A 22,245-nucleotide genomic window follows, 5' to 3' on the forward strand; every position below is an offset into this window, starting at 1 on the left:
TCAGCGTCCCAGAAGGATTTTCATAATGGGTTTTGGGAAATACAAACCGGAATTGATTGAAAACAAGTGGCAGAAGGAATGGACCGAGAAGGGTGCTTTCAATGTGGAAGCCGACGAGTCCCGCCCCAAATACTACGTGCTGGAAATGTTCCCATACCCTTCCGGGAAAATCCACATGGGCCATGTGCGCAACTACTCCATCGGTGATGTTGTCGCCCGGTATAAGCGCATGAAAGGCTTCAATGTTCTCCACCCTATGGGTTGGGACGCATTCGGCCTGCCCGCTGAAAACGCAGCCATCAAAAACAACACTCACCCCGCCGAGTGGACCTACGCGAATATTGATGACATGCGCACCCAGCTTAAACGCCTTGGCTACTCCTATGACTGGCGCCGCGAACTGGCGACCTGCCATCCCGGCTACTATCAATGGGAACAGCAGTTTTTCCTGAAATTTCTTGAGAAAGGTCTTATCTACCGCAAAAAATCACCGGTAAACTGGTGTGAAACCTGCCATACGGTTCTGGCTAACGAGCAGGTAGAAGAAGGCCTTTGCTGGCGCTGTGACACCGAAGTTGTACAGAAAGAACTTTCCCAGTGGTTCATGCGCATCACCGATTACGCCGAAGAGCTGCTTGAAAGCCTGAATGAGCTTGAAGGCGACTGGCCGGAACGCGTAATCACCATGCAGCGTAACTGGATCGGTAAATCCATCGGTGCGGAGCTTGATTTTGAAGTTGAGAATTCTGATGAAACCATCAGTGTTTTCACTACCCGCCCGGATACTCTTTACGGTGCTACTTTCATGTCTCTCGCTGCCGAGCACCCGATGGTTGAAAAACTTATCGAGGGTAATCCCGAAGCGGACAAGGTCCGTGAATTCGTACAGAAAGTGTCCAATATGGACCGCATTGTACGCGACGCAGACGACCTTGAAAAAGAAGGCGTATTTACCGGGGCATACTGCATCAACCCGCTTAACGGCCGCAAGATGCCCATCTACGTAGCGAACTTTGTACTGATGGGCTACGGAACCGGTGCAGTCATGGCTGTTCCCGCGCACGACCAGCGAGACTTTGAATTTGCTAAAAAGTACGATCTGCCCATGCAGGTGGTCATCCAGCCCGAAGGGGAAAACCTCAAGGCTGAAGATCTGGACGAAGCGTATTCCGCTCCCGGCGTACTGACAAATTCCGGTGAATTCGACAATATGCCCAATGAAGAAGCCAAGGGCGCAATCGTTGAGTACCTCGGTAAATCCGGAAAAGGCAAGAAATCCATCAATTACAGACTGCGTGACTGGAATATTTCCCGCCAGCGCTTCTGGGGTTCCCCGATTCCGGTAATCTACTGCGACCATTGCGGAATCGTACCTGTTCCGGAAAAAGATCTGCCCGTTGTACTGCCCGAAGATGCGGTTATGAACGAGGACGGCCGTTCCCCGCTGCCGGATATGGAAAGCTTCCACAATGTGGTCTGCCCCACCTGCGGTAAAATGGCTACACGCGAAACAGACACCATGGATACCTTCGTTGAATCATCATGGTATTTCATGCGTTACACCGCCGCCCGCAAAGACGACGCTCCTTTTGACAGTGACGCCCTAAAATACTGGACTCCGGTAGACCAGTACATCGGCGGTATCGAACACGCCATCCTGCATCTTCTCTATGCAAGATTTTTTACCAAAATCCTGCGCGATGAGGGTTACACTGAACTTAGCGAACCGTTCAAAAACCTGCTCACTCAGGGCATGGTTCTTAAAGACGGCGCCAAGATGTCCAAATCAAAGGGCAACGTGGTAGACCCCAACGCCATGATCAATAAATACGGCGCGGATGCCACAAGACTGTTCATCCTCTTCGCCTCCCCGCCGGAAAAAGACCTTGAATGGTCTGATCAGGGTCTCGAAGGTGCGCACCGTTTCCTGAACAGAATCTGGAGACTGGCAGAAGAATTTGAAGGCAAGCTCAGCCCTGTCGGTGCATGTGCTAAACCTTCAATGGATCTTTCCTCCGATGCCCAGAAGCTGCGTCTGAAAGAACATGAGACAGTTAAACGCGCCAGCCGTGACATGGAGAACAAATTCCAGTTCAACACCGTCATTGCCGCGACCATGGAGCTTGTTAACGAGATTTACTCTCTTAAAGACAAACTCATTGAGACTGAAGACGGACGTTTCGCGCTTTCTTCCGCATACAGCACAGTGCTGACTGTACTTTCCCCCATTGCCCCGCACATCTGCGAGGAACTCTGGGGTACCGTCGGCTATGAAGGCTATATCGCTGAAGTTGCATGGCCGGAGTACGATGAGGCCGCGCTGGTAACTGACGAAATCCTGATTATCATTCAGGTGAACGGCAAAATGCGCGGAAAACTTTCCGTTCCCGCAGCCGCATCCAAAGAAGAAATTGAAAAGACAGCTCTTGCCCACGAAAACGTGACCAAGCACACCGATGGCAAAACCATCCGCAAGGTCATCGTAGTTCCCGGCAAGTTGATAAATATTGTGGCGAACTAGGTTTGCCTCCGGCGGCAGTGGAAGGGAAAATTCTTGCAGGAATTTTCCCTTCCACAAGCCCCAACCCCTTCTGAACCTTTTAATAAGCTTCGCGTCCAGAGGAGTTAATACCGTGGTTGTTGTAAAATATGTGAAAAAGCTGGTCCTGCTTCTCTGTCTTGTTTTTGCCGTCAGCGCTTGCGGCTACCATAACTCCGCAACTGAGCCCAACAGGGTAGGTGAACAATTCCGCGAAGTAGCCATCGCCAAGGTGGAAAACCCCACCCTCGAACGCTGGCTGGAACCGAAAATCCGCTCCATGCTCCGTGATGAGATCACCCGCCGCGGTCAACTGGTCTGGACTGATAAATCCAAAGCCGACGCTCTTTTCAATATCAAAGTTCTGGAACTTTCTGACGGCAGCCGCATCCTCGGAGACCAGGATGTGACCATGAAATATGACATGACTCTCAAAGTCCAGATGAAAGTCACCGACGCGACCGATGGTTCACTGATATGGAACTCCGGTCCTTTTTCTGTAACAGAATCATATTATACAGGCCAGGAAGAAGCCACAAAGCAGCTTGTAACCAAACTCTTGGTCCGCAGGCTGGTGGATAAAATGAATCAGGCCTACTAAGCATGTCCAGACCGGGATACATGTTTCTCATCTGCCCCGATGCAGAACTGCTGCACGCCAATATCGGCGAGCTTCAGGAAAAGTACGGAGCCGAGGATTATGAGAAGAAAGTGTACTGGGCGGACGAAGACCTGCCCCCGCAATTCTGGGATGATCTGACCCTGCAAACCCTTTTCGGATCCAGCAAGGTAGTCATCCTTCGCCGCGCGCACAAACTGAAGGCCGCTGTCTGGGATAATATAGATAAGACAGTCGCCTCTCTTTCAAGTTCATCATTTCTTTTCATCTGTCTGGAAGGACAATGGAAAAGCAAAACCGCCCCTATCCCGGCGGTGCTCAAAAAACGTAAATGCTGGAAGTTCGCTGAAAAGCAGAAATGGTTCTGGAAATCTGCCGGACTTGATCAAAAATCAATCTCCGCATTTGTCGGTAAATGGGCCAGAGCCAACGGCCTGACCATTGAAAGCCCGGTCCTGAACACTCTTTCGCAGACGCTGCCCAAAGATGCCCGCGCCGCACGGCTGGAGCTGGATAAACTAGAGCTCGCCGCCGGCGAGGATCGCAAAATCCTCATGGAACATGTGAGCCTTATCGCGCATACCGAAGAGATGGATTTTTTCGCTTTCATGCGGTCCATGTCCGAGGGAGGCGATCCGGTTGAAATATGGCGGCGAGTGCTGACTAATCACAGTGAAAAAGATTCCATGATCTTCATGCTTACAGCGTCCCTGACCCGTGAAGCACGCTCCTTATGGATGATGAGCCACGGCGAAGATTCGGAAGTCCGGCTGCCTCCATTTGTAAAAAAACAAAAACAGGCCCTTGCCAGACGGCTGGGTCCTGCACGTATCGCCAGACTGTTCGACATTGTCATGGAAGCGGAAATAGGTATAAAAACAGGACAGCGCAAGCCGGAGCAGGCTCTAGAACTGCTTGTGGCCTCGCTTACCTCTCTCTTTGCCCCTCCCAGACGCTAAAAGGACACCCCCAAACCAGCTCCTGAACGTGTAAAAATCTGTTTTTTACACGTTTTTTGCATTTTTTAGACTGTTTTACACCAATTTAGGACTTAAACAGGTTGCTTTGCACCTGCATCCGGTTTATCCATGCTAACAGTAAAACTGTCCGCCGGAACCTAATACTTTTATCTGAATACGGCCCGGATTGTAACTGGACCACTTGCCAAAGCATACTTACTATTTATTTATGAATGATAAACCTCATTACCACGGTCACCGCCAGCGGCTTAAAGAAAAACTCGGAAAGAACGCGACAGGTCTTGCCGATTATGAAATATTGGAGCTGGTATTAGCTCAGGTTCTGCCGAGAAGGGACACCAAACCCCTAGCCAAAGAGCTGCTTGCAGAATTCGGTTCACTTGGGAAAGTGTTCCGGGCCCCGGAAGAACAGCTGAAAAAGTTTAAAGGTATCGGGCCGGGGGTTTTAATTTTTTTTACGCTCATGCGTGAGCTCAGGACCAGAATAGCCGAAGAGCCCATGAAAGAACCGGAGAGTTTGTCCTCTCCGGAAGCTGTTCGAAAAGCAGCCATGGCCCGGATAGGAAATCTATCCAAAGAAGAATTCTGGATTGCACTGGTCAATAACCGTAACAAAGTGATATGCTGGGATAGGCTGTCAGAAGGAACTGTTGATAAGACGGCAGTGTACCCGCGTGAGGTTGTGGCACTGGCTTTACGCCATAACGCCAGCGGAGTGATTCTGACCCATAACCATCCCGGCGGGGACCCGTCTCCATCGCCTGAAGACACGGAAAGGACTATGGAAATAGCCGCTCTCTGTCAGGACATGGAAATACGTCTGCTGGACCACGTCATCGTAACAGCGGATCGGTTCCACAGCTTCAAGGATGCAGGATATTTGTAGTTCACCTCAACATCACAAGGAGGGTCCTATGACCAGAAGCTATCATTGCGTTATTACAGGTAAGGTTCAGGGAGTATTCTTTCGCGCATGGGTCAATGATCAGGCCGTCGCACTGGGGCTAACCGGCTGGGTGCGCAATCTGGATGAAAACAAGACCGAAGTGCTGCTTCAAGGCGACGAAGTAAAAATCGCCGAGATGAGAACCCGGTTGCTGGTAGGTCCTCCCCTTTCACGGATTTCCGATGTGAAGTGTGAATGGATGGATCACGATAACGAGCATACCGAGTTTGAAATCCGCTGATGAAGCGCATGATAATTTAATGACAAACTCTCCGGCCTCTGGCGTATAAAAAGAGGCCGGAGAGACTTATGAAATAGTGAACAACAACCAGTTCAGAACTGAAGGATTTTGCGTTGAAGAAAAAAAAATCACCGATCAAACCGCTGAAACTGAACAAGAAAGATAAAGCTGAAGTTCAGAAAAAAATGCAACATAAGTCCACATCGGATGCAGGCAATGATCAGGGCTTGAACAAGCCGCCTGTTTCACCGCTGAATGTTCTTCATGATGCCGCAGATCTGCTTGAAGACGCAGGCTCCATCCCCGAAGACGCCTATGTGGATATCCCCAACACACTTCCGGTACTGGCTGTGCGGGATATTGTTGTCTTCAACTACATGATCCTGCCGCTCTTCGTGGGCCGGGAAAAATCTGTAAACGCTGTTGAAGCTGCCATGACCGGCAACCGCTATGTCATGATCCTGACCCAGAAGGACGAAAGTGTTGAAAACCCCGAGCACGAGGATCTTTACCTTTCCGGAACAGTGTGCATGATCATGCGCATGCTCAAGATGCCCGATGGCCGCTTGAAAGTGCTGGTACAGGGAGTTTCACGGGCAAAGGTAAAAAGATTCATCGGTTCGGAACCCTTCCATATCGCTGAGATTGAAGCCATTCCCGAATCTGATTCCGGCGAACTTGATGCCACACAGGAAGCACTGGTCCGTTCTTCACGTGAGCAGAGTGAAAAAATCCTGACCCTGCGCGGAATTTCTTCAACCGACATTATGAGTGTACTCAACAATGTCGATGAACCCGGGCGTCTCGCCGATCTTATTGCATCGAATCTGCGCATGAAAGTTGATGTGGCCCAGTCCATCCTTGAATGCGAGAAGCCGGTTGAGCGGTTGACTCTGGTCAACACCCAGCTCACACAGGAAGTTGAAGTGGCTTCCATGCAGAATAAGATCCAGTCCATGGCCAAGGAAGGAATGGATAAGGCTCAGAAAGATTTCTTTTTACGAGAACAGCTCAAGGCCATCAAAAAAGAACTTGGTGAATCCACGGATGAAGCCGAAGAGGCCGAAGAAATACGGGCCGCAATAGCTAAAGCGAAAATGCCCAAGGAAGTACGCAAAGAAGCTGAGAAACAGCTGCGCCGCCTCGAAGTCATGCACCCTGAGGCATCAGAAGCTACAGTCATCCGTACCTACCTTGATTGGATGATAGAAATTCCGTGGGCTAAACAGTCCCGTGACCGGCTTGATATCATCGATGCCAAAAAAATCCTTGATGAAGACCATTACGACCTTGAGAAGGTCAAGGAACGCATCCTGGAATATTTGAGTGTGCGCAAGCTCAACCCGTCCATGAAAGGACCTATCCTTTGTTTTGTGGGCCCTCCCGGTGTCGGTAAGACTTCGCTCGGCCGATCTATCGCCCGCAGCCTGAAACGCAAGTTTCACCGTATGTCCCTCGGCGGAATGCGTGATGAAGCTGAAATTCGCGGTCATCGCAGAACCTACATCGGTTCCATGCCCGGCCGCATCATTCAGGCCATCAAACAATGCGGTACCCGTAACCCGGTGATCATGCTTGACGAAATCGACAAGCTCGGTTCCGATTTCCGGGGCGATCCCTCTTCCGCTCTGCTGGAAGTACTGGACCCGGAACAGAATAACTCGTTCACCGATCATTACCTTAACGTGCCCTATGATCTTTCCAAGGTCATGTTTATCTGCACCGCCAACGTGCTGGATTCCATTCCCCGTCCCCTGCTGGACCGCATGGAAGTGATCCGCATTCCCGGCTACACAGAATATGACAAGATCAATATCGCCAAACGCTACATTCTTGGACGCCAGTGCAAGGAAAACGGCCTCAAAGAAAGCGAAATGATTATGGCTGATGAAATCATCGGCAAAATCATCAAGGAATACACACGGGAAGCAGGTCTTAGAAACCTTGAGCGTGAAGTTGGTTCCGTTTGCCGCAAACTGGCCCGTAAGAAGGCGGAAGGCGAAAAAGGCCCCTTTGAAGTAACTGCCGACAACCTGCATAAATATCTCGGTATTCCTAAACATCTTGAAGATGAGAAGGAAAGCGAACTACCCGCAGGCGTAGCTCTCGGACTCGCATGGACTCCGGTAGGAGGAACCGTGCTCCACGTGGAAGTTTCGGCCATGCCCGGCAAGGGCAAGCAGCTGCTGACCGGTCAGCTCGGTGATGTGATGAAAGAATCCGCACAGGCTGCGGTTTCCTTTGCCCGCCGCCATGCAGAGGAATACGGAATCAGCCCTAAATTCCACGAAGAGCAGGACCTGCATATCCATGTTCCTGACGGCGCTACTCCCAAAGACGGCCCGTCTGCGGGTGTTACCCTCGTAACCGCTCTGGTTTCCGCCCTGACCGGAATTCCGACCAATCCGGAACTGGCCATGACCGGGGAAATTTCCCTGCGCGGCCGCGTTCTCCCTGTCGGCGGAATCAAGGAAAAAATCCTCGCTGCGGTCTCACTGGGAATGAAAAGGGTATTGATACCCTCCCAGAACCAGAAGGACCTTGAGGATATCCCAGAAGAGCTGCTTAAAGACATTGAGATAACCCCCATCGAACGCATCGATGAAGTCTGGCCCATCGCCAAGACTAAGTAAGCCTGATCGAAAGATATAATCCAAAGGCCCGCAAGCAAAAATACTTGCGGGCCTTTTCGTTTCAAATCAGAACAGAATGAGATTATTTTAAATGAACACCGTAAAAAAATTACAACCATTAAAAAGCGTAAAGCCGATTCAACAGGTACTCACGGGAGCTATCCTGATTAGTTTTTCGGCTGTATGGGTCGGTTTAGCAGATGTTCCGGCAACAACATCTGCTTTTTATCGCGTTTTTTTCGGATCATTATTTTTATTCCTGGCTGCTGCTTTCTCAGGAGAGTTAAAACAAATAAGCTTAAAGCAAGTGGTGCCGTATAGCCTATGCGGATTTTTATTCGCGCTGGACTTATATTTCTGGCACGAGAGTATCCTTTTGGTCGGTCCCGGTCTGGCTACGATTTTAGGTAATTGTCAGGTTTTTATCATGGCTTTGTGCGGAGTATTGTTTTTGGGCGAAAAACTTACCAGAAGGTTTGTTTTCTCTCTACCAATCGCAATTTTTGGCCTGCTTCTCCTGATCGGTTTTAATTGGGCGGAACTTTCGCAATCGTCAATTAAAGGCATCATGTACGGACTGTTGACCGCACTTTCCTATGCGTTATTTATGCTGCTGCTGAGAAGAATTCAGGCACAGAAAGAAGCCAATCTTGTATACTCGCCGCTACTTTTTATATCCGCATTCTGCGCTGCTTTTCTGGCTGTACCTCTATTGTTAACCAACGCATCTTTTGCCATTCCAAACCTTGAATCTTTTGGATCACTGCTTGCGCTGGGTTTGTTCAGTCAGGCTGTAGGATGGATAATGATAGCGACAGCCATGCCAAAAATTCCAGTCTCTATCACCGGGTTTGTGCTCTTGCTTCAGCCATTCCTTTCATTTCTCTGGGATGTTTTAATTTTTTCCAGGCCGACAACACTTATCCACTGGCTGGGTGTTATAGTCACCCTTGCAGCGATATATCTGGGAGTATCACGGAAACAAAGCTGATATTTAAAACTACCCACGAACCTTGCCATCTCCGCATCCGTACTTATATGTAGCCCAGACATTGCCCCGCCTGACAATTTGGGCTATGCAATTTTTCGCAACTGAGATTTCAAAGCACGGAGTAAATTTAAATGCCTATTTTCGAATATAAATGCGCTGACTGCGGCAAGGAATTCGAGGAGCTGGTTTTCAACCGCGACGAATGTCCTCCCTGCCCGGAATGTAAGTCTGAAAAGACCGGAAAACTTATGTCCGCCTGCAAGTTCAAAACCGGTGGCGGCGTACCTGATTATGGTAGTACTGATGCTGCTCCAGCGCCTGCGGCTTCTACCAGCAGCAGTTCCTGTTCCGGATGTTCCGGCGGTGACTGCTCTTCCTGCGGCAGTTAGACCAATATAAATTTCAAACTACACGGCGGAATAATGAGAAAAATAACCATCGCAACCCGCGGCAGCAAGCTCGCCCTCTGGCAGGCAAACCACATTTCCGATCTTCTGCGCGAAGAGTATCCCGGAATAGAAGTTCAGCTGCTCAAGATAAAAACCAAAGGCGACAAAATTCTTGACGTTCCACTTGCAAAAGTGGGCGGCAAAGGCCTTTTCGTAAAAGAAATCGAAGAAGCACTGCTCGACGGTCGGGCCGACCTCGCCGTACACAGCATGAAGGATGTCCCTACCGAACTGCCGGAAGGTCTCGAGGTGGGCATCATTCCCCCCCGTGAAGCTGAAACCGACACCCTGCTTTCCGTGAAATACGATTCACTGGAAAGCCTGCCCGCCGGTGCGGTTGTCGGAACAAGCAGCCTGCGCCGCCAATCACAGGTGCTGACCCTGCGTGACGATCTGAAAATCGAATCCTTGCGCGGCAATCTTGATACCCGCGTGCGCAAACTTCTTGATGGAGAATTTGACGCTATCGTAGTTGCCACAGCAGGACTCAACAGACTCAATCTTTCCGCTCCCAAGAGTGAAATTCTCGGCCCCCCGACCTTTCTGCCCGCGGTGGCACAGGGAGCTCTAGGAATCGAATACCGCATTGAAGACACCGAAATACAAGATATTCTCGCCTTCATTCATGATGAAGTCACCGCCCGTCAGGTTCACGCTGAACGCGGTTTCCTGACCGGTCTGGACGGAGGATGTCAGGTTCCCATCGCGGCATGGTCCCAGCTTGATGGGGATCAGGTTAAACTGACCGGCTTTGTCGCTGACATTGACGGTTCCAGCCCAATCCGCATGGAGAAATCCGGCCCCGCCGAAGATGCGTGGAACATCGGAACCGCCCTTGCTGAAGAAGTACTGGCCGCAGGAGCCAAAGAAATTCTCGATCGCGTTTATGATAAATGCTGATCCGGCAATCCTGAAACAGTTCCAGACAATTCCGGGAGTAGGCAGCTCAATTGCCAAGGACCTTTGGAATCTGGGCTACCGTTCCCTTTCCGAAATCAGGGACGAAAACCCGGACGACATGTACGAACGGCTGGAAGAACTGGCCGGCTGCCATGTGGACCGCTGCATGCTTTATGTTTTTAGGTGTGCGGTTTATTGTGTAAGCAATGAATACCGGGACCCGGAACTCGAGAAATGGTGGAACTGGAAGGATTGATCAAAGCATAAGAGCCAAAAGCCCGGAGCATGATATATGCTCCGGGCTTTTTTAATCTATTTCTTTTTTAAATCGAAACCCTAAAGTCCCCTCTCAACTGTCCGATATGAACATAAACAGGGATCTTTAAAAAACATCATTTATAACTTCCAGGGACGGAGGTATACAATGGCAAACGGACATGAATTCAACAAGGTGTCACAGGTTCCTCCCGTAAGGGACGAAGATCTTGCGAACTCAATGAAGACTCTGCAAAAGAAGAGATTGCAGAGAAAGGCATACGCGGACCCGGATATGCACCGCGAACTGGTGAAGATAATTTCTTCTCCTGTTTACAATGCCAACGCGGAGCTGATTCAGGCAGTTACGAGCAGCCGAGGTTCCGCCTAAAAAAATTTCAAATACTGGAATCGCCAATTCCTCCTCATAAAAGAAAAGGCGCAGGTTTTCGCAAACCTGCGCCTTTTATATTTTTTAAAAAACAAACTATCTGATCCGCAACCGGGCAACCCCGCTTTCAAAAGCTTTCACCTCTCCCACATGAGCGGCCAGATCACCTTCCTGCACGAGCATATCAATAGCCTGTTGCAATTTATTTTCAGGAACGGCCAGCACCAGTCCGCCGGATGTCTGGGCATCAAAAACCAGTTCGGCCTTTATGCTGTCAACGTCAGCGGCTACATGTACCTGTGAGCTGCAAAAATTACGATTGGCAAAGCTGCCCGCAGGTATCATTCCCATAGAAGCCAGTTCAACCACATCGTCCATAAACGGCACAGAATCCAGCCACAATTCAACAGAAACGCTTGAAGCTTCTGCCATTTCCAGCACATGCCCGCCCAGACCAAAGCCGGTAATATCCGTAGCACCTTTTAGATCCAACTCACGGATAACCTTTCCGCCCGCGCTGTTCAGTCTGGAAGCCCATTTGTACACATCACGCTCGAAGCGCTCTGCTCCATCCCAATCTGCCTTCAGGGCAGTTGCCAGCACTCCGGTTCCGAGCGGTTTGGTCAGCAGCAGCTGGTCCCCTTCGCGCAAGCCCTTATTCGAGGCGAAGCTGTCCGGGGAAACCATTCCGGTAACGGAAAGACCGTACTTTATCTCATCATCTTCAACGCTATGCCCGCCGGCCAGCACGGCTCCTGATTCCCGGATTTTATCCATACCGCCCTGCAGAATCTCACGCAGGATAGCGGGCCCCATTTCCTTCATGGGATAGCAGACAATATTCATTGCGGTCCACGGCTCACCGCCCATGGCGTAGACATCGGAAAGCGCGTTGGCAGCAGCAATCTGCCCGAACCAATACGGATTGTTCACAACCGGTGTAAAAAAATCAACGGTCTGGACCAGTGCTTTGCCCGCAGGAAAAGAGACTATGGCGGAATCCTCGTTCCCGCCCAGCCCGGTAAGAAGGCGCTCGTCCTCCACGGCCAGCCCGCTCAAAACCTGCTCCAGGTCCCCCGGAGCAATCTTGGCGGCTCAACCAGCTGCTTTTACAGTCTTTACCAATTCTTTAGGCATGCCTAGAATCCTTATTTAATGCGTTATTCACTTTTTGACACAAACATTACATCAACAATAATGCTTAGTACGAAGGTTATTAATTTTTAATGAAGAGTCCAGAAAAATCTCCCCGGAGCATTCTTTAACCGGAAAAATAAAACTTACAGATCCCCTCCGGGAGCGACTCCGGCATCATCGAATGTTGCCATTTCGTTATAAATATTTGCGGCTGCGCGCAGCAGAAACATGGAAAGCGCAGCTCCGGAACCTTCGCCAAGCCGCATATCAAGATGCAGGAGAGGATTGCGGTCAAGCGCCTTGATGACTTGCGCGTACCCCGGTTCCGCCGAGGCATGGCTGAGTACGCAGTAGCCTCCGACCGCCGGACAGATCTGCGCCGCAGCAGCATAAGCCGCTGTAGAAATAAACCCGTCAATGCAGATCATCTGCCGGTTCTTGGCTCCGCCGATGATAAGTCCGGCGAGAGCGGCAATTTCATAGCCGCCGAGGGCGGCAAGAATAGCCAGAGGATCGGAAGATCGTACGGTTTCGGCATTGACGTCCAAAGCACGGCGGATAACCTCTATTTTACGCAGCACAGCTTTGGCATCGATGCCTCCGCCGGGCCCCGTAATATCTGCGGGATCAAGATCGAAATATGCGCAATACAAAGCAGTGGAAGGCGTGGTGTTGGAAACGCCCATCTCGCCGGTCCCCAGCACTTTTACTCCCTGCTCATGAGCCTCGTTCGCAAGCTCAAGGCCTAGAAAAATTGCCTTGAGGCAGCTTTCTTCATCCATGGCCGGTCCCTTGGAAATATTGGCTGTGCCGCACGCAACTCTACGCTGAATCAAATCGGGGTGATCAGGAAAAGGGCCGCCCTTGCAACCGGCGTCGACCACCATCAATTCCACCCCGGATGTGCGGGCAAGGACATTAATCCCCGCTCCGCCGGTCAGAAAGTTCTCAACCATCTGCCGGGTAACTTCTTGCGGAAAATAGCTGACATTCTCCTCATTGACCCCGTGATCCCCGGCAATGGTGTAAATACGGGCCGGATCAGCCATGGGAACATAACCGCCGGACGCGACATATATTTTTACAGCAAGATCTTCCAATCTTCCCAGACTGCCGAGAGGCTTGGTCAAATTATCCAGATGGGCTCGGGCCCGTCCTTCCAGAGAGGAATCCACCTGCTGCACTGCGCAGACAATGCGCTCCAGCTCTGTTCTGGAATATTTACTTGTCATTTTAACCTCTTTTGGATGATCTGCTGTATTGAGGAACCATAATCTAGTGTGCTAGTATTTATCTTGAAATGAAGAAAATATGTATCCTCCATGCCAATTGTCAGGGTGAGCCGCTGGAAGAGCTGTTCAAGCTCAGCGACGGATTCAACAGCGAATTCGATCTCCACCGCTACACCAATTATACACGGGATCATATTCCTGAAAAGATTCTAAGTGAATGTGATCTTTTCCTGTTTCAGACTCTTTCGGAAGCATGGGGGGAACACTCTTCGGAAAAATTATGCGCAGGGCTGAAAAAAACAGCCCGCTCAATCGCTATTCCCAATATGCTTTTCAAGCATTATTGGCCGCTGTGGTCCGGCGCTCCCGGCTTTAATTACCGTGATATATTTCTGGACACACTTCTTGAAAAGAAGCTGAGCGAATCTCAGATTTTGCACCTTTTCCTGAACACAAGGCTGACCAATATCTATGATATTAAAAAAATTATAGCAAAGTCCGAACAGATTGAGAGGGAAAAGGAAAAGCTTACCCCGGTCAAATACGTGGACTGGGTCCTGAAAAACTACACCCAAAAGCCGCTTTTCATGACCATCAATCATCCCGGCAGGGAATTGCTGGTAATGACCGCCAACGCACTGCTTGGAGAATTGGGCATAGCCCCGTTGACCGAACAGGATCTTGAAAATTTCCAAACGCCGTTCGCAGACTTCGAGCAACCCATTCATCCGCAGGTGACGGAGCTGCTCGGTCTCGAATTTCTGGGGCCGGAGCATCGTTATCACGTCTATGGTGCGGAGCTGACCTTTGAAGAATACGCCATGCGCTACATCAAATGCCGCATGAGCGGTATCGACGATTTCATCGGCTTTCTCACCGCCACGGCGACAATGGAAAAATCCTGATCAGCCTCTATCCGTTCAGGAACTAGCCGTTCAGGTTAGGCGGACCCATGACTATCATCTCAGCCAGAGTCAGATCGACCTTGGGCATGGTCCTGATCTTATTTCCAAGCAGCCCCATCTCAAGCCCCACAAGTTCCTTGTAAAGCGGGGTACGATCCACCACGGGAACATTCTCCATCTCTTTGGTCAGATCCTGACACTTGAAGCAACCGGGAAAAGACAGCTGTCGTCCGTTAGGCTGACGCAGAGTATTCACCACACCGTGCATGCGACAGATCATCAGCCTGTGCTTATAAACTCCGCACAAACCGTCATCATTTAGCGGACACATTGTCTTGGGCCGGATGCCGTTTTCCAGCATGGCTTTTGCATTTCGCACATATTCTTCAGAACGGCTGATATATTCATTACGCTTATCTTCGGGAAGTTTATTGAGTCCCTGCCAGAGATAAGTCCACTCTACGTAGGTGTGGTGCTGAAAATAGCTGGTGCAGCAGTTTTGTTCGCACCCCTCGCAGGAGAGTCCGATTTTGGCGGAAGTGTCAGCATAAACGGAGGCCATGCGTTCATAAAGTGCGCCCAGTTTGCGGAACACGGCCTGTCGGGTCATTTTTTTCATTATATATCCTTAACTTCACTTACTTCTTTTGATTTTAACCACTTAAGAACCTGATCCGCACATTCTTCCGGTGAGCAACGGTCCGTGTCAACGATAAAATCAGCATACTGTTCGTAGAGGGGAATCCGTTCCTTATAAAGCTCATCCAGAGACTGTCCCGGGATAATGGCCAGCCCGCGATCTTCGCCCTGACCGACACGGTTAAGGCAGGTTTCACTGGAGATGCGCAGATAAATAACAGGACCGAGCAGTTTCAACCGCTCCATGGCTTTGGGGCCGTAGACGACACTGCCTCCGGTGGACACAACCATGCGGAAAACCCCGATCCCGGAAACGATGTATTCCTCGGACTTCCGAAATTCCTCAACTCCCAGATGATCAACTATACTTTGCAGCGGACTTCCGTAATACCCCTCGATGACCGAATCCGTATCCATGTGCTCCCAGCCGAGTTTCTCAGCCAGAAGCGGTGCCAGAGTCGACTTTCCGGCCCCGGCCATACCGATCAGAATCACCGAACAATCCTCTGAAAATTCATTGTTCCATACTTGCATAAAAAATATCAAACCTTCCGGGCGCAATACGCTCCGCAGCTGGTACGGTGGAGTAAATCAGGAATGAATGAGCACAACCTTGTCTTCGTCATCCCGTTCTTTGACCAGAACATTTACATGCTGATTTTCAAACGTGACCACTTCCTTGCCCACATAGTCGGCACTGATAGGCAGCTCACGATGACCGCGATCAACCAGCACCAGTAATTCAACCCTGTGCGGCCGACCAAAATCGAGCACGGCTTCAAGGGCGGCGCGTACAGTCCGGCCGGAAAAAAGCACGTCATCCACTAAAATTACAGAAGCCGATTCAATGTCAAAAGGTATTTCTGTGCAATTGATGCTCGGCTGCCGGCCCAGATTCGTCCAATCATCCCGGTAGAGGTTAATATCCAGCTTTCCGAGCGGGATCTTCCTGCCGAGCTTTTCATCCAGGCTGCGTTTTAAACGTTCAGCGAGATCCGCTCCCCGCCGCTGGATACCGATAATTGCGAGGTTCTCATCGTCTCCACGCCGCTCGGTGACCTCTGAAGCAAGACGATCCAGAGTACGGGCCATTGCTTTTTCCGAAAGGATAATCTTCTGTTCTTTCATGATTCTCCGCACCAAAAGATGTTGATTATTATTATCAAATCTGTTCAAATTATTTTTAAAAAAGTAACCTGCCGGGACTAGCTATAATTAATGTATCAAGTCAATGCAATCCCCGCAATTTCGGCAAACAAGGAAATATCAATGCAGAGTACATTTGAAATCAAGGGAATGACTTGCTCCGCCTGTTCTGCAAGGCTGGAGCGGGTAGTTGGAAATATGGATGGAGTCAGCCGCGCGACAGTAAATCTGGCTGCAGAACTGCTTTCGGCTGAACATAATCCGGAACAGATTTCAAGCTCGGATATCATCGCTGCTGTGGAAATGGCCGGATTTGAAGCTACGCAAAAAATTGAAGGAACCGAGCTGACTCTTCCAATTTCGGGAATGACCTGCTCAGCATGCTCTTCAAGACTGGAAAGAGTGCTGAATGCCACTGAAGGAATTATCAGCGCGCAGGTCAGCCTTGCCTCGGAAACCGCAACCATTAAGTTCAATCCTTCCGGGGTAGCTCTACGCCAAATACGAAAACTGATTTCCGACGCCGGATTTGAAGCTGGACAGATTCAATCCGCGCACAACGCCAAAGAAAATTTTGAGCAAAGAAAAGCCGAAAATTTAGCAAGACAGAGTGAAATGAAAAACCGGCTCATAGCCGCCATGGCTTTCACCGTCCCGCTGCTGATCATAACAATGGGACACATGATCGGCATGCCGCTGCCGGGCTTCATCAATCCGCAGAGTTCCCCTCTGGGCTTTGCGCTCATTCAGCTGGCCTTGACCGCACCCGTGCTCTGGTTCGGTCGCAATTTCTATCAGCACGGCTTTCCCAACCTGCTGCGCGGAGCTCCAAATATGGACTCCCTTATCGCCGTGGGAACCTCAGCAGCGGTGGTCTACTCGCTCTGGAACACAATTGAAATCGGGCTGGGCATGGATGCACAAGCACGGGCGATGGATCTTTATTTTGAATCGGCTGCCACCATTATCGCCCTCATCTCTTTAGGTAAATTTCAGGAAACCCGCGCTAGATCGCGTACTTCGGCTGCAATCGAGAAACTGATGGATCTAACCCCGGCACAGGCAATTCTGCTGCAGGGAGATGAACAGATTCCCACACCGGTGGAAGAAATCGAACCGGGAGATTTCATTCTAATCCGACCCGGCGACAGGGTTGCCGCTGACGGCAAAGTTACAGAGGGACATTCCGATGTAGATGAGTCCATGCTTACCGGTGAATCCATGCCTGTTCCCAAGACAGCAGGCGACGATATGGCCGGAGGGACGGTAAATATTGGCGGAGGAGCCCTCAAAGTACAGGTCGCCAATGTGGGCGAAAACACCGTACTCTCGCGTATCATCCGCCTTGTGCAGGAAGCGCAGGGATCAAAGGCCCCTATTTCGAGCCTTGCGGATACCGTAAGCTTTTATTTCGTGCCCACGGTTATGATCATCGGCATTATCGCCGCGCTGGGCTGGTTCTTTTTCAGCGCTGAACCATTCACCTTTGCCTTGCGCATTTTCATCAGTGTTATGGTCATAGCCTGCCCATGCGCCATGGGTCTTGCCACGCCTACTGCCATAATGGTCGGAACAGGGCGCGGAGCACAGCTCGGTGTACTGGTAAAGTCCGGCGCAGCCCTTGAAACAGCAGGGAAAATCAATACCATGATTTTCGACAAGACCGGGACCCTGACCTACGGCAGACCGGAAGTGGCCGACACATTCACTGTGGAGGGGGTAACTCCGGAAAAATTGCTGCTTCAGGCCGGTTCCGCAGAAAAGCAATCTGAACATCCGCTGGCTAAAGCCGTGACCAACGCGGCTGAAAAACTCGGATCACCGCTACCGGCAACAACTGCTTTTCAGGCTGTAGCGGGGCTCGGTATAAATACGGAAACTGACGGCAGCACAATGCTGCTGGGTAACCGTAAATTCCTAGAACAGAATTTTATCGGCGGGCTGGATGACACCGCCGCCAATGAAGCAGCCCTCGGTTTTGCTTCCAAAGGGCAAAGCCCGCTCTACATCGCAAAAGACGGAAAGCTGGCCGGGATTCTGGCAATTGCCGATCGCATCAAGGACGAAACAGCACAGACAATCAGTAAACTCCATGACCTCGGCGTGCAGACAATTATGCTGACCGGTGACAACGATAAGGTCGCCAACGCCATTGCCGATAAAGCCGGAATTGACAAAGTAATTGCTCAGGTAATGCCTGACCGCAAGGCTGAAGTGGTCAATAAAGAGAAGGAAGGAGGCCGCAAGGTGGCGATGGTCGGTGACGGAATAAACGATGCTCCGGCCCTTGCTTCAGCTGATCTGGGTATCGCGATGGGTACTGGAATTGACGTTGCGATCGAATCAGGAGATATTGTACTCATGAAGGGCGATTTGGGAGGAGTGCTTACCGCCCTTTCATTAAGCCGCGCAACAGTCAGAAATATCAAGCAGAATCTGTTCTGGGCATTTGCCTTCAATGTACTGGGGATTCCGGTTGCGGCTGGCTTGCTCCATATCTTCGGAGGCCCGACCCTTTCACCCATGTTTGCGGCAGCGGCTATGTCGATCAGCTCAGTTACTGTCGTCAGCAACGCTTTGAGACTGAAATTATTTAAACCGGAAGATTGATTTTGAAAGACATTACCCTTGTTTTCCCGCAATGGCAGGGTTCCATCGATAATGAAGCCTTGACAGCCGGAGCGCTCGCACTGGCTGAGGGGATTAAGGGGCTTCCCGCCCTGAATACAGTGCAGACGGCCCCGTTCAGGAAAATAAAAAGCAGCTCTTCGATTGCCGGCAAGGATGACATCGTCAAGCAATTGCAGAATGCCTGCACCATACTGGAACAGAAAAATCCGGATCGTGTACTCCTGCTGGGCGGTGACTGCTCTACTGAAACAGGCCCGGTTTCGTGGATGTCCCGTAAATACGGTGCTGACACCGCTTTAATCTGGCTGGATGCCCACCCTGACCTTAATACCCCGGAGAGTTCACAATCCGGGCGTTTTCAGGGTATGGCACTTTCCGCTCTTTTGGGAAATACGGGCCGGGAAATTACAGATTCCATGTTCGACACCCTGCAACCGGATCAGGTTTTCTGCGTCGGCGTCAGAGTTTTTGATCCCCCGGAACTTGAATTTATCGCCAGCAAAAAGATGCCCTTTTTCGGTCCCGGCGAACTGGAACGTGATCCGGCGTGGCTTGCAAGACAGATTCACACTGCCGGTTTCAGCAAAGTATACATTCACATGGATGTGGACGCGATCAATCCCATTGGTTTCCCTCATGGCAAACCGGCGCCGCCTGCCGGACTTAACTTCATTAATATCCTGAAAATTATTGAAGAAGTCGGCAAAAAAACGGATATCTGCGGGCTGGGTATCACCGAATTTCATCCCGGCAATGAAAGGGGCATTGAAAAAGCGTCCCAACTCATAGAAAAAACATTGCCCGACTTTCTATTAAAATAGCAAACAACACAAAAAATATACCGTACTGCAATCAAAATTGCAGTACGGTATTATTACTTTACCGGTCAGAGTAGTATTCAATGCGTTAAATACTGCTCCTTTGTGCAAAAGCTACTATTGAAGATCCCTGATCATATCTTTGATCAGCTTCCCGCTGGGAGTTTTAGCCCCGGGATTCATTTGGACCAATCCATTCCATGTCTGAATCGCCGCGGCCTTATCCTTCAGGTCATAATACTGGACAATCCCCTTATTAAAACGTGCGGTCTCATGATCCGGCGCAGCAAGGATCGCTTTATCAAAACTCTCCACAGCCTTTTGCGGATTTCCGTTACGGCGGTACATTACGCCCAGATCAGTAAGCACATGCGCATCACCCGGCTTAAGTGCTAATGATTTTTTATAGGCATCTATGGCTTTGGAATGCTGATCCGTATCGAAATACAGGTTGCCGAGCCTTGCCCACAAATCTGCTGAATCCGGCTGCGATTCAAGCTGCCGCTGTGTTTCCACTATCTGTTGCGCAAATCCTGTTCCCCCGGCAGTCGTCGCTGGAGTTGTAGATTCCTTCAGTGCGGGAATGAGCACCCCGCCCAAAAAAAGCCCCGCCGCCAGTGCTACGGCAGCTATTATAATAGTACTTGTTCTGTTTTCTGAGGCCATCCCTTGCCCCTTTTTATTCTTTCCCAAAATACTTCTCCCGGTCATCCGGCCTCAAATTCCGGATCACCATATTTTGCACAAAATATGTGCAAAAATTAGTGTTTAATGCAAAATAAAACACAACTTTTACCCCAAAGACCCTAAACATCCATTCGCCTGATTAGAAAAATATTCAAGCAAAGGTTATACCACAAGCCGACAGATTTTTTTTGAGGCTGAATCAGGCAAATATTATTCTGGCAACATGCTGCTGTCTTTACAAAAAAAGTAAATCAGAAAAGCACCTGTCACTACTACATTTTTAGATTTTATTAAAAAAACACAGTGTTTTTTAATAAAAACGAAATTTATCGAATAATATTCTTTATCTTTTTAAATATACTCAATGAATATAAAATCACAAAATAAGATTACAAAAACGTATTTTACCACTGTAAAACAAAACTTATACCGAATATATTAAATGCTTAAACATCACTATTGCGCAAAATAAACAATATTTTTTGACGCAAAAAATATTAATCCATAAAATTCTTGCTCATTTCTTCTGTATTATGTACTTATCCCAGAACAATATTTTGTAAGGGTTTTTTTCTGCGAAATAAACACAATCATTTCACAGAATTTTGGTGCTAAAGCAAACAGGGGATTATTTATGGATTTCATGACTTCGTTGGACGCAATTGTTGGAAAAATCGGCGCATTCGCGTGGGGACCGCCCATGCTGATTCTTCTGGTCGGCACAGGCTTCTGGCTGACCCTCGCACTGCGCGGTGTTCAATTCAGCAAACTTTTTTACGCATTGTACCTTGCACTGATCAAACGCAAGGAAGAAACAGATGAACCCGGCGACATCACCCACTTTCAGGCTCTGATGACCGCCCTCTCCGCTACAGTCGGAACCGGTAACATTGCCGGTGTTGCCACAGCGGTAGCAGTCGGTGGCCCCGGTGCGCTGTTCTGGATGTGGGTCACAGGGCTCGTCGGCATGGCTACAAAATATGCGGAAGCAGTTCTGGCTGTTAAATACAGAGTAGTCGACGAAAACGGTGAAATGAGCGGCGGTCCCATGTACTACATTTCCAAGGGACTGAAAATGCCTTGGCTGGGAACACTTTTCGCTATATTCGCTTCCTTCGCAGCCTTCGGTATCGGTAATATGGTTCAGTCCAACTCTGTTGCAGACGCGGTTGAAGCTACCTACGGAATTTCCCCTTACGTTACCGGCGGCCTGCTTATGATCCTGACCGCAGCTGTTATTCTCGGCGGTATTAAAAAGATCGGTAAAGTAACAGGGCTGCTTGTACCCGTCATGATTGTTTTCTACATGGCAGGCGCATCATACATCATTTTCGCCAATATCGCAGAAGTCCCCGCAGCATTTGCGCTTATTTTTGATCAGGCTTTCAACCCCACTTCCGCTGTTGGCGGATTTGCAGGCGCAAGCGTGATGCTGGCCATCCGCATGGGTGTCGCCCGCGGTGTTTTCTCCAACGAATCCGGACTCGGCAGCGCCCCTATCGCAGCCGCAGCCGCACAGACCAAAGAGCCTGTAACTCAGGCGCTGGTCTCCATGACCCAGACCTTCATTGATACTCTGATAGTCTGCACCATGACCGGCCTTGTCCTCATTCTCACCGGCGCATGGTCCGGCGGCACCACAGGTGCGGAACTGACCACTATCGCCTTTTCACAGGGTATGCCCGGCGGCGCACACATCGTCACCATCGGCCTGATTCTTTTCGCTTACTCCACCATCCTCGGCTGGTGCTACTACGGCGAAAAATCCATGGAATACCTGTTCGGAGTTAAAGCAATACTGCCTTTCCGTCTGGTCTTCATCTGTTTCGTCGGTATCGGCGCCATCGCCAAGCTCAGCTTTGTATGGAACCTTTCCGATACCTTCAACGGCCTTATGGCTATCCCCAACCTCATCGGTTTGATCCTGCTTACCCCTGTTGTGGTAAAAGAAACCAGAGCATTCTTTGCTAAAAAGAACGCAAATGTTTCCGCTCAGACAGAATCAAACTAGTCCGAAACGATAGCATAAAATGACAAAAGTCCCCTGCCTGAAATTCAGGCAGGGGACTTTTTCGGTTTATGGATCATAAAAAAGGGCCGCTCCGC

The 22,245-nt window shown here is 49.9% G+C and carries 21 protein-coding genes; 15 read left to right on the forward strand and 6 right to left on the reverse strand.

Features of this window, described 5'->3' with window-relative positions:
* The first annotated feature begins 25 nt into the window (after positions 1 to 25).
* The 11 genes from leuS to ACKU35_RS01100 all read left to right on the forward strand — a co-directional run bounded on the left by leuS (position 26) and on the right by ACKU35_RS01100 (position 10,944).
* Positions 26 to 2,521: a leucine--tRNA ligase gene (gene leuS / locus ACKU35_RS01050; protein WP_319762284.1), complete on the forward strand. Its 2,496-nt coding sequence runs from the start codon at positions 26 to 28 to the stop codon at positions 2,519 to 2,521.
* A 112-nt stretch (positions 2,522 to 2,633) separates the two neighbouring features.
* Positions 2,634 to 3,140 (forward strand): LPS assembly lipoprotein LptE, encoded by a 507-nt coding sequence (gene lptE, locus ACKU35_RS01055; protein WP_319762286.1) that lies wholly within the window; start codon positions 2,634 to 2,636, stop codon positions 3,138 to 3,140.
* Positions 3,141 to 3,142: 2 nt separating this feature from the next.
* Positions 3,143 to 4,117: a DNA polymerase III subunit delta gene (gene holA, locus ACKU35_RS01060; RefSeq protein ID WP_319762288.1), complete on the forward strand. Its 975-nt coding sequence runs from the start codon at positions 3,143 to 3,145 to the stop codon at positions 4,115 to 4,117.
* 229 nt (positions 4,118 to 4,346) lie between these two features.
* Positions 4,347 to 5,024: a DNA repair protein RadC gene (gene radC / locus ACKU35_RS01065; RefSeq protein ID WP_319762289.1), complete on the forward strand. Its 678-nt coding sequence runs from the start codon at positions 4,347 to 4,349 to the stop codon at positions 5,022 to 5,024.
* Between the two features lie 28 nt (positions 5,025 to 5,052).
* Positions 5,053 to 5,325 (forward strand): acylphosphatase, encoded by a 273-nt coding sequence (locus ACKU35_RS01070; protein WP_319762291.1) that lies wholly within the window; start codon positions 5,053 to 5,055, stop codon positions 5,323 to 5,325.
* 185 nt (positions 5,326 to 5,510) lie between these two features.
* On the forward strand, positions 5,511 to 7,958 hold the full coding sequence (gene lon / locus ACKU35_RS01075) for an endopeptidase La (RefSeq protein WP_407944201.1): 2,448 nt from the start codon (positions 5,511 to 5,513) through the stop codon (positions 7,956 to 7,958).
* 91 nt (positions 7,959 to 8,049) lie between these two features.
* A complete protein-coding gene (locus ACKU35_RS01080; protein WP_319762295.1) occupies positions 8,050 to 8,949 on the forward strand; it encodes a DMT family transporter in 900 nt (299 codons plus the stop codon).
* Positions 8,950 to 9,080: 131 nt separating this feature from the next.
* On the forward strand, positions 9,081 to 9,338 hold the full coding sequence (locus ACKU35_RS01085) for a zinc ribbon domain-containing protein (RefSeq protein ID WP_319762297.1): 258 nt from the start codon (positions 9,081 to 9,083) through the stop codon (positions 9,336 to 9,338).
* 33 nt (positions 9,339 to 9,371) lie between these two features.
* Positions 9,372 to 10,298, forward strand: a complete 927-nt coding sequence (gene hemC / locus ACKU35_RS01090; protein WP_319762299.1) for a hydroxymethylbilane synthase — start codon at positions 9,372 to 9,374, stop codon at positions 10,296 to 10,298.
* Positions 10,285 to 10,554, forward strand: a complete 270-nt coding sequence (locus ACKU35_RS01095; RefSeq protein ID WP_319762301.1) for a helix-hairpin-helix domain-containing protein — start codon at positions 10,285 to 10,287, stop codon at positions 10,552 to 10,554. Before hemC ends, ACKU35_RS01095 begins: the two co-directional genes overlap by 14 nt.
* Positions 10,555 to 10,722: 168 nt before the next feature.
* Positions 10,723 to 10,944, forward strand: coding sequence for a hypothetical protein (locus tag ACKU35_RS01100; protein WP_319762303.1), 222 nt, complete (start codon positions 10,723 to 10,725; stop codon positions 10,942 to 10,944).
* Positions 10,945 to 11,040: 96 nt separating this feature from the next.
* Here ACKU35_RS01100 and selD read toward each other — a convergent pair whose 3' ends face one another.
* A complete protein-coding gene (gene selD, locus ACKU35_RS01105) occupies positions 11,041 to 12,081 on the reverse strand; it encodes a selenide, water dikinase SelD (protein ID WP_319762305.1) in 1,041 nt (346 codons plus the stop codon).
* Between the two features lie 143 nt (positions 12,082 to 12,224).
* Positions 12,225 to 13,313, reverse strand: a complete 1,089-nt coding sequence (gene cobT, locus ACKU35_RS01110) for a nicotinate-nucleotide--dimethylbenzimidazole phosphoribosyltransferase (RefSeq protein ID WP_319762306.1) — start codon at positions 13,311 to 13,313, stop codon at positions 12,225 to 12,227.
* A 68-nt stretch (positions 13,314 to 13,381) separates the two neighbouring features.
* On the opposite strand from cobT, the gene ACKU35_RS01115 reads away from it, so the two are divergent.
* Positions 13,382 to 14,218 (forward strand): WcbI family polysaccharide biosynthesis putative acetyltransferase, encoded by an 837-nt coding sequence (locus tag ACKU35_RS01115; RefSeq protein WP_319762307.1) that lies wholly within the window; start codon positions 13,382 to 13,384, stop codon positions 14,216 to 14,218.
* Positions 14,219 to 14,240: 22 nt separating this feature from the next.
* Here the strand turns inward: ACKU35_RS01115 and ACKU35_RS01120 are convergent, their stop codons facing one another.
* The 3 genes from ACKU35_RS01120 to pyrR are packed head-to-tail and all read right to left on the reverse strand — an operon-like array spanning position 14,241 to position 15,985.
* Positions 14,241 to 14,837: a hypothetical protein gene (locus tag ACKU35_RS01120; RefSeq protein ID WP_319762309.1), complete on the reverse strand. Its 597-nt coding sequence runs from the start codon at positions 14,835 to 14,837 to the stop codon at positions 14,241 to 14,243.
* On the reverse strand, positions 14,837 to 15,391 hold the full coding sequence (gene thrB / locus ACKU35_RS01125) for a homoserine kinase (protein ID WP_319762311.1): 555 nt from the start codon (positions 15,389 to 15,391) through the stop codon (positions 14,837 to 14,839). The genes ACKU35_RS01120 and thrB overlap by 1 nt, the downstream gene beginning before the upstream one ends.
* A gap of 57 nt (positions 15,392 to 15,448) precedes the next feature.
* Positions 15,449 to 15,985 (reverse strand): bifunctional pyr operon transcriptional regulator/uracil phosphoribosyltransferase PyrR, encoded by a 537-nt coding sequence (gene pyrR / locus ACKU35_RS01130; RefSeq protein WP_319762313.1) that lies wholly within the window; start codon positions 15,983 to 15,985, stop codon positions 15,449 to 15,451.
* Positions 15,986 to 16,126: 141 nt separating this feature from the next.
* Between pyrR and ACKU35_RS01135 the strand changes: the two genes are divergently transcribed.
* Positions 16,127 to 18,613: a heavy metal translocating P-type ATPase gene (locus ACKU35_RS01135; RefSeq protein WP_319762315.1), complete on the forward strand. Its 2,487-nt coding sequence runs from the start codon at positions 16,127 to 16,129 to the stop codon at positions 18,611 to 18,613.
* A gap of 2 nt (positions 18,614 to 18,615) precedes the next feature.
* The gene (locus ACKU35_RS01140) at positions 18,616 to 19,455 is read left to right on the forward strand and encodes an arginase family protein (protein WP_319762317.1); all 840 of its coding nucleotides are present in this window, start codon (positions 18,616 to 18,618) and stop codon (positions 19,453 to 19,455) included.
* 114 nt (positions 19,456 to 19,569) lie between these two features.
* Here the strand turns inward: ACKU35_RS01140 and ACKU35_RS01145 are convergent, their stop codons facing one another.
* Positions 19,570 to 20,145: a tetratricopeptide repeat protein gene (locus ACKU35_RS01145; RefSeq protein ID WP_319762319.1), complete on the reverse strand. Its 576-nt coding sequence runs from the start codon at positions 20,143 to 20,145 to the stop codon at positions 19,570 to 19,572.
* A 628-nt stretch (positions 20,146 to 20,773) separates the two neighbouring features.
* Here ACKU35_RS01145 and ACKU35_RS01150 point away from each other — a divergent pair.
* Positions 20,774 to 22,150, forward strand: coding sequence for a sodium:alanine symporter family protein (locus tag ACKU35_RS01150; RefSeq protein ID WP_319762321.1), 1,377 nt, complete (start codon positions 20,774 to 20,776; stop codon positions 22,148 to 22,150).
* The last annotated feature ends 95 nt before the right edge of the window (positions 22,151 to 22,245 follow it).

Origin of the sequence: Maridesulfovibrio sp. (assembly GCF_963676065.1) — a bacterium.
GTDB lineage: Bacteria > Desulfobacterota > Desulfovibrionia > Desulfovibrionales > Desulfovibrionaceae > Maridesulfovibrio.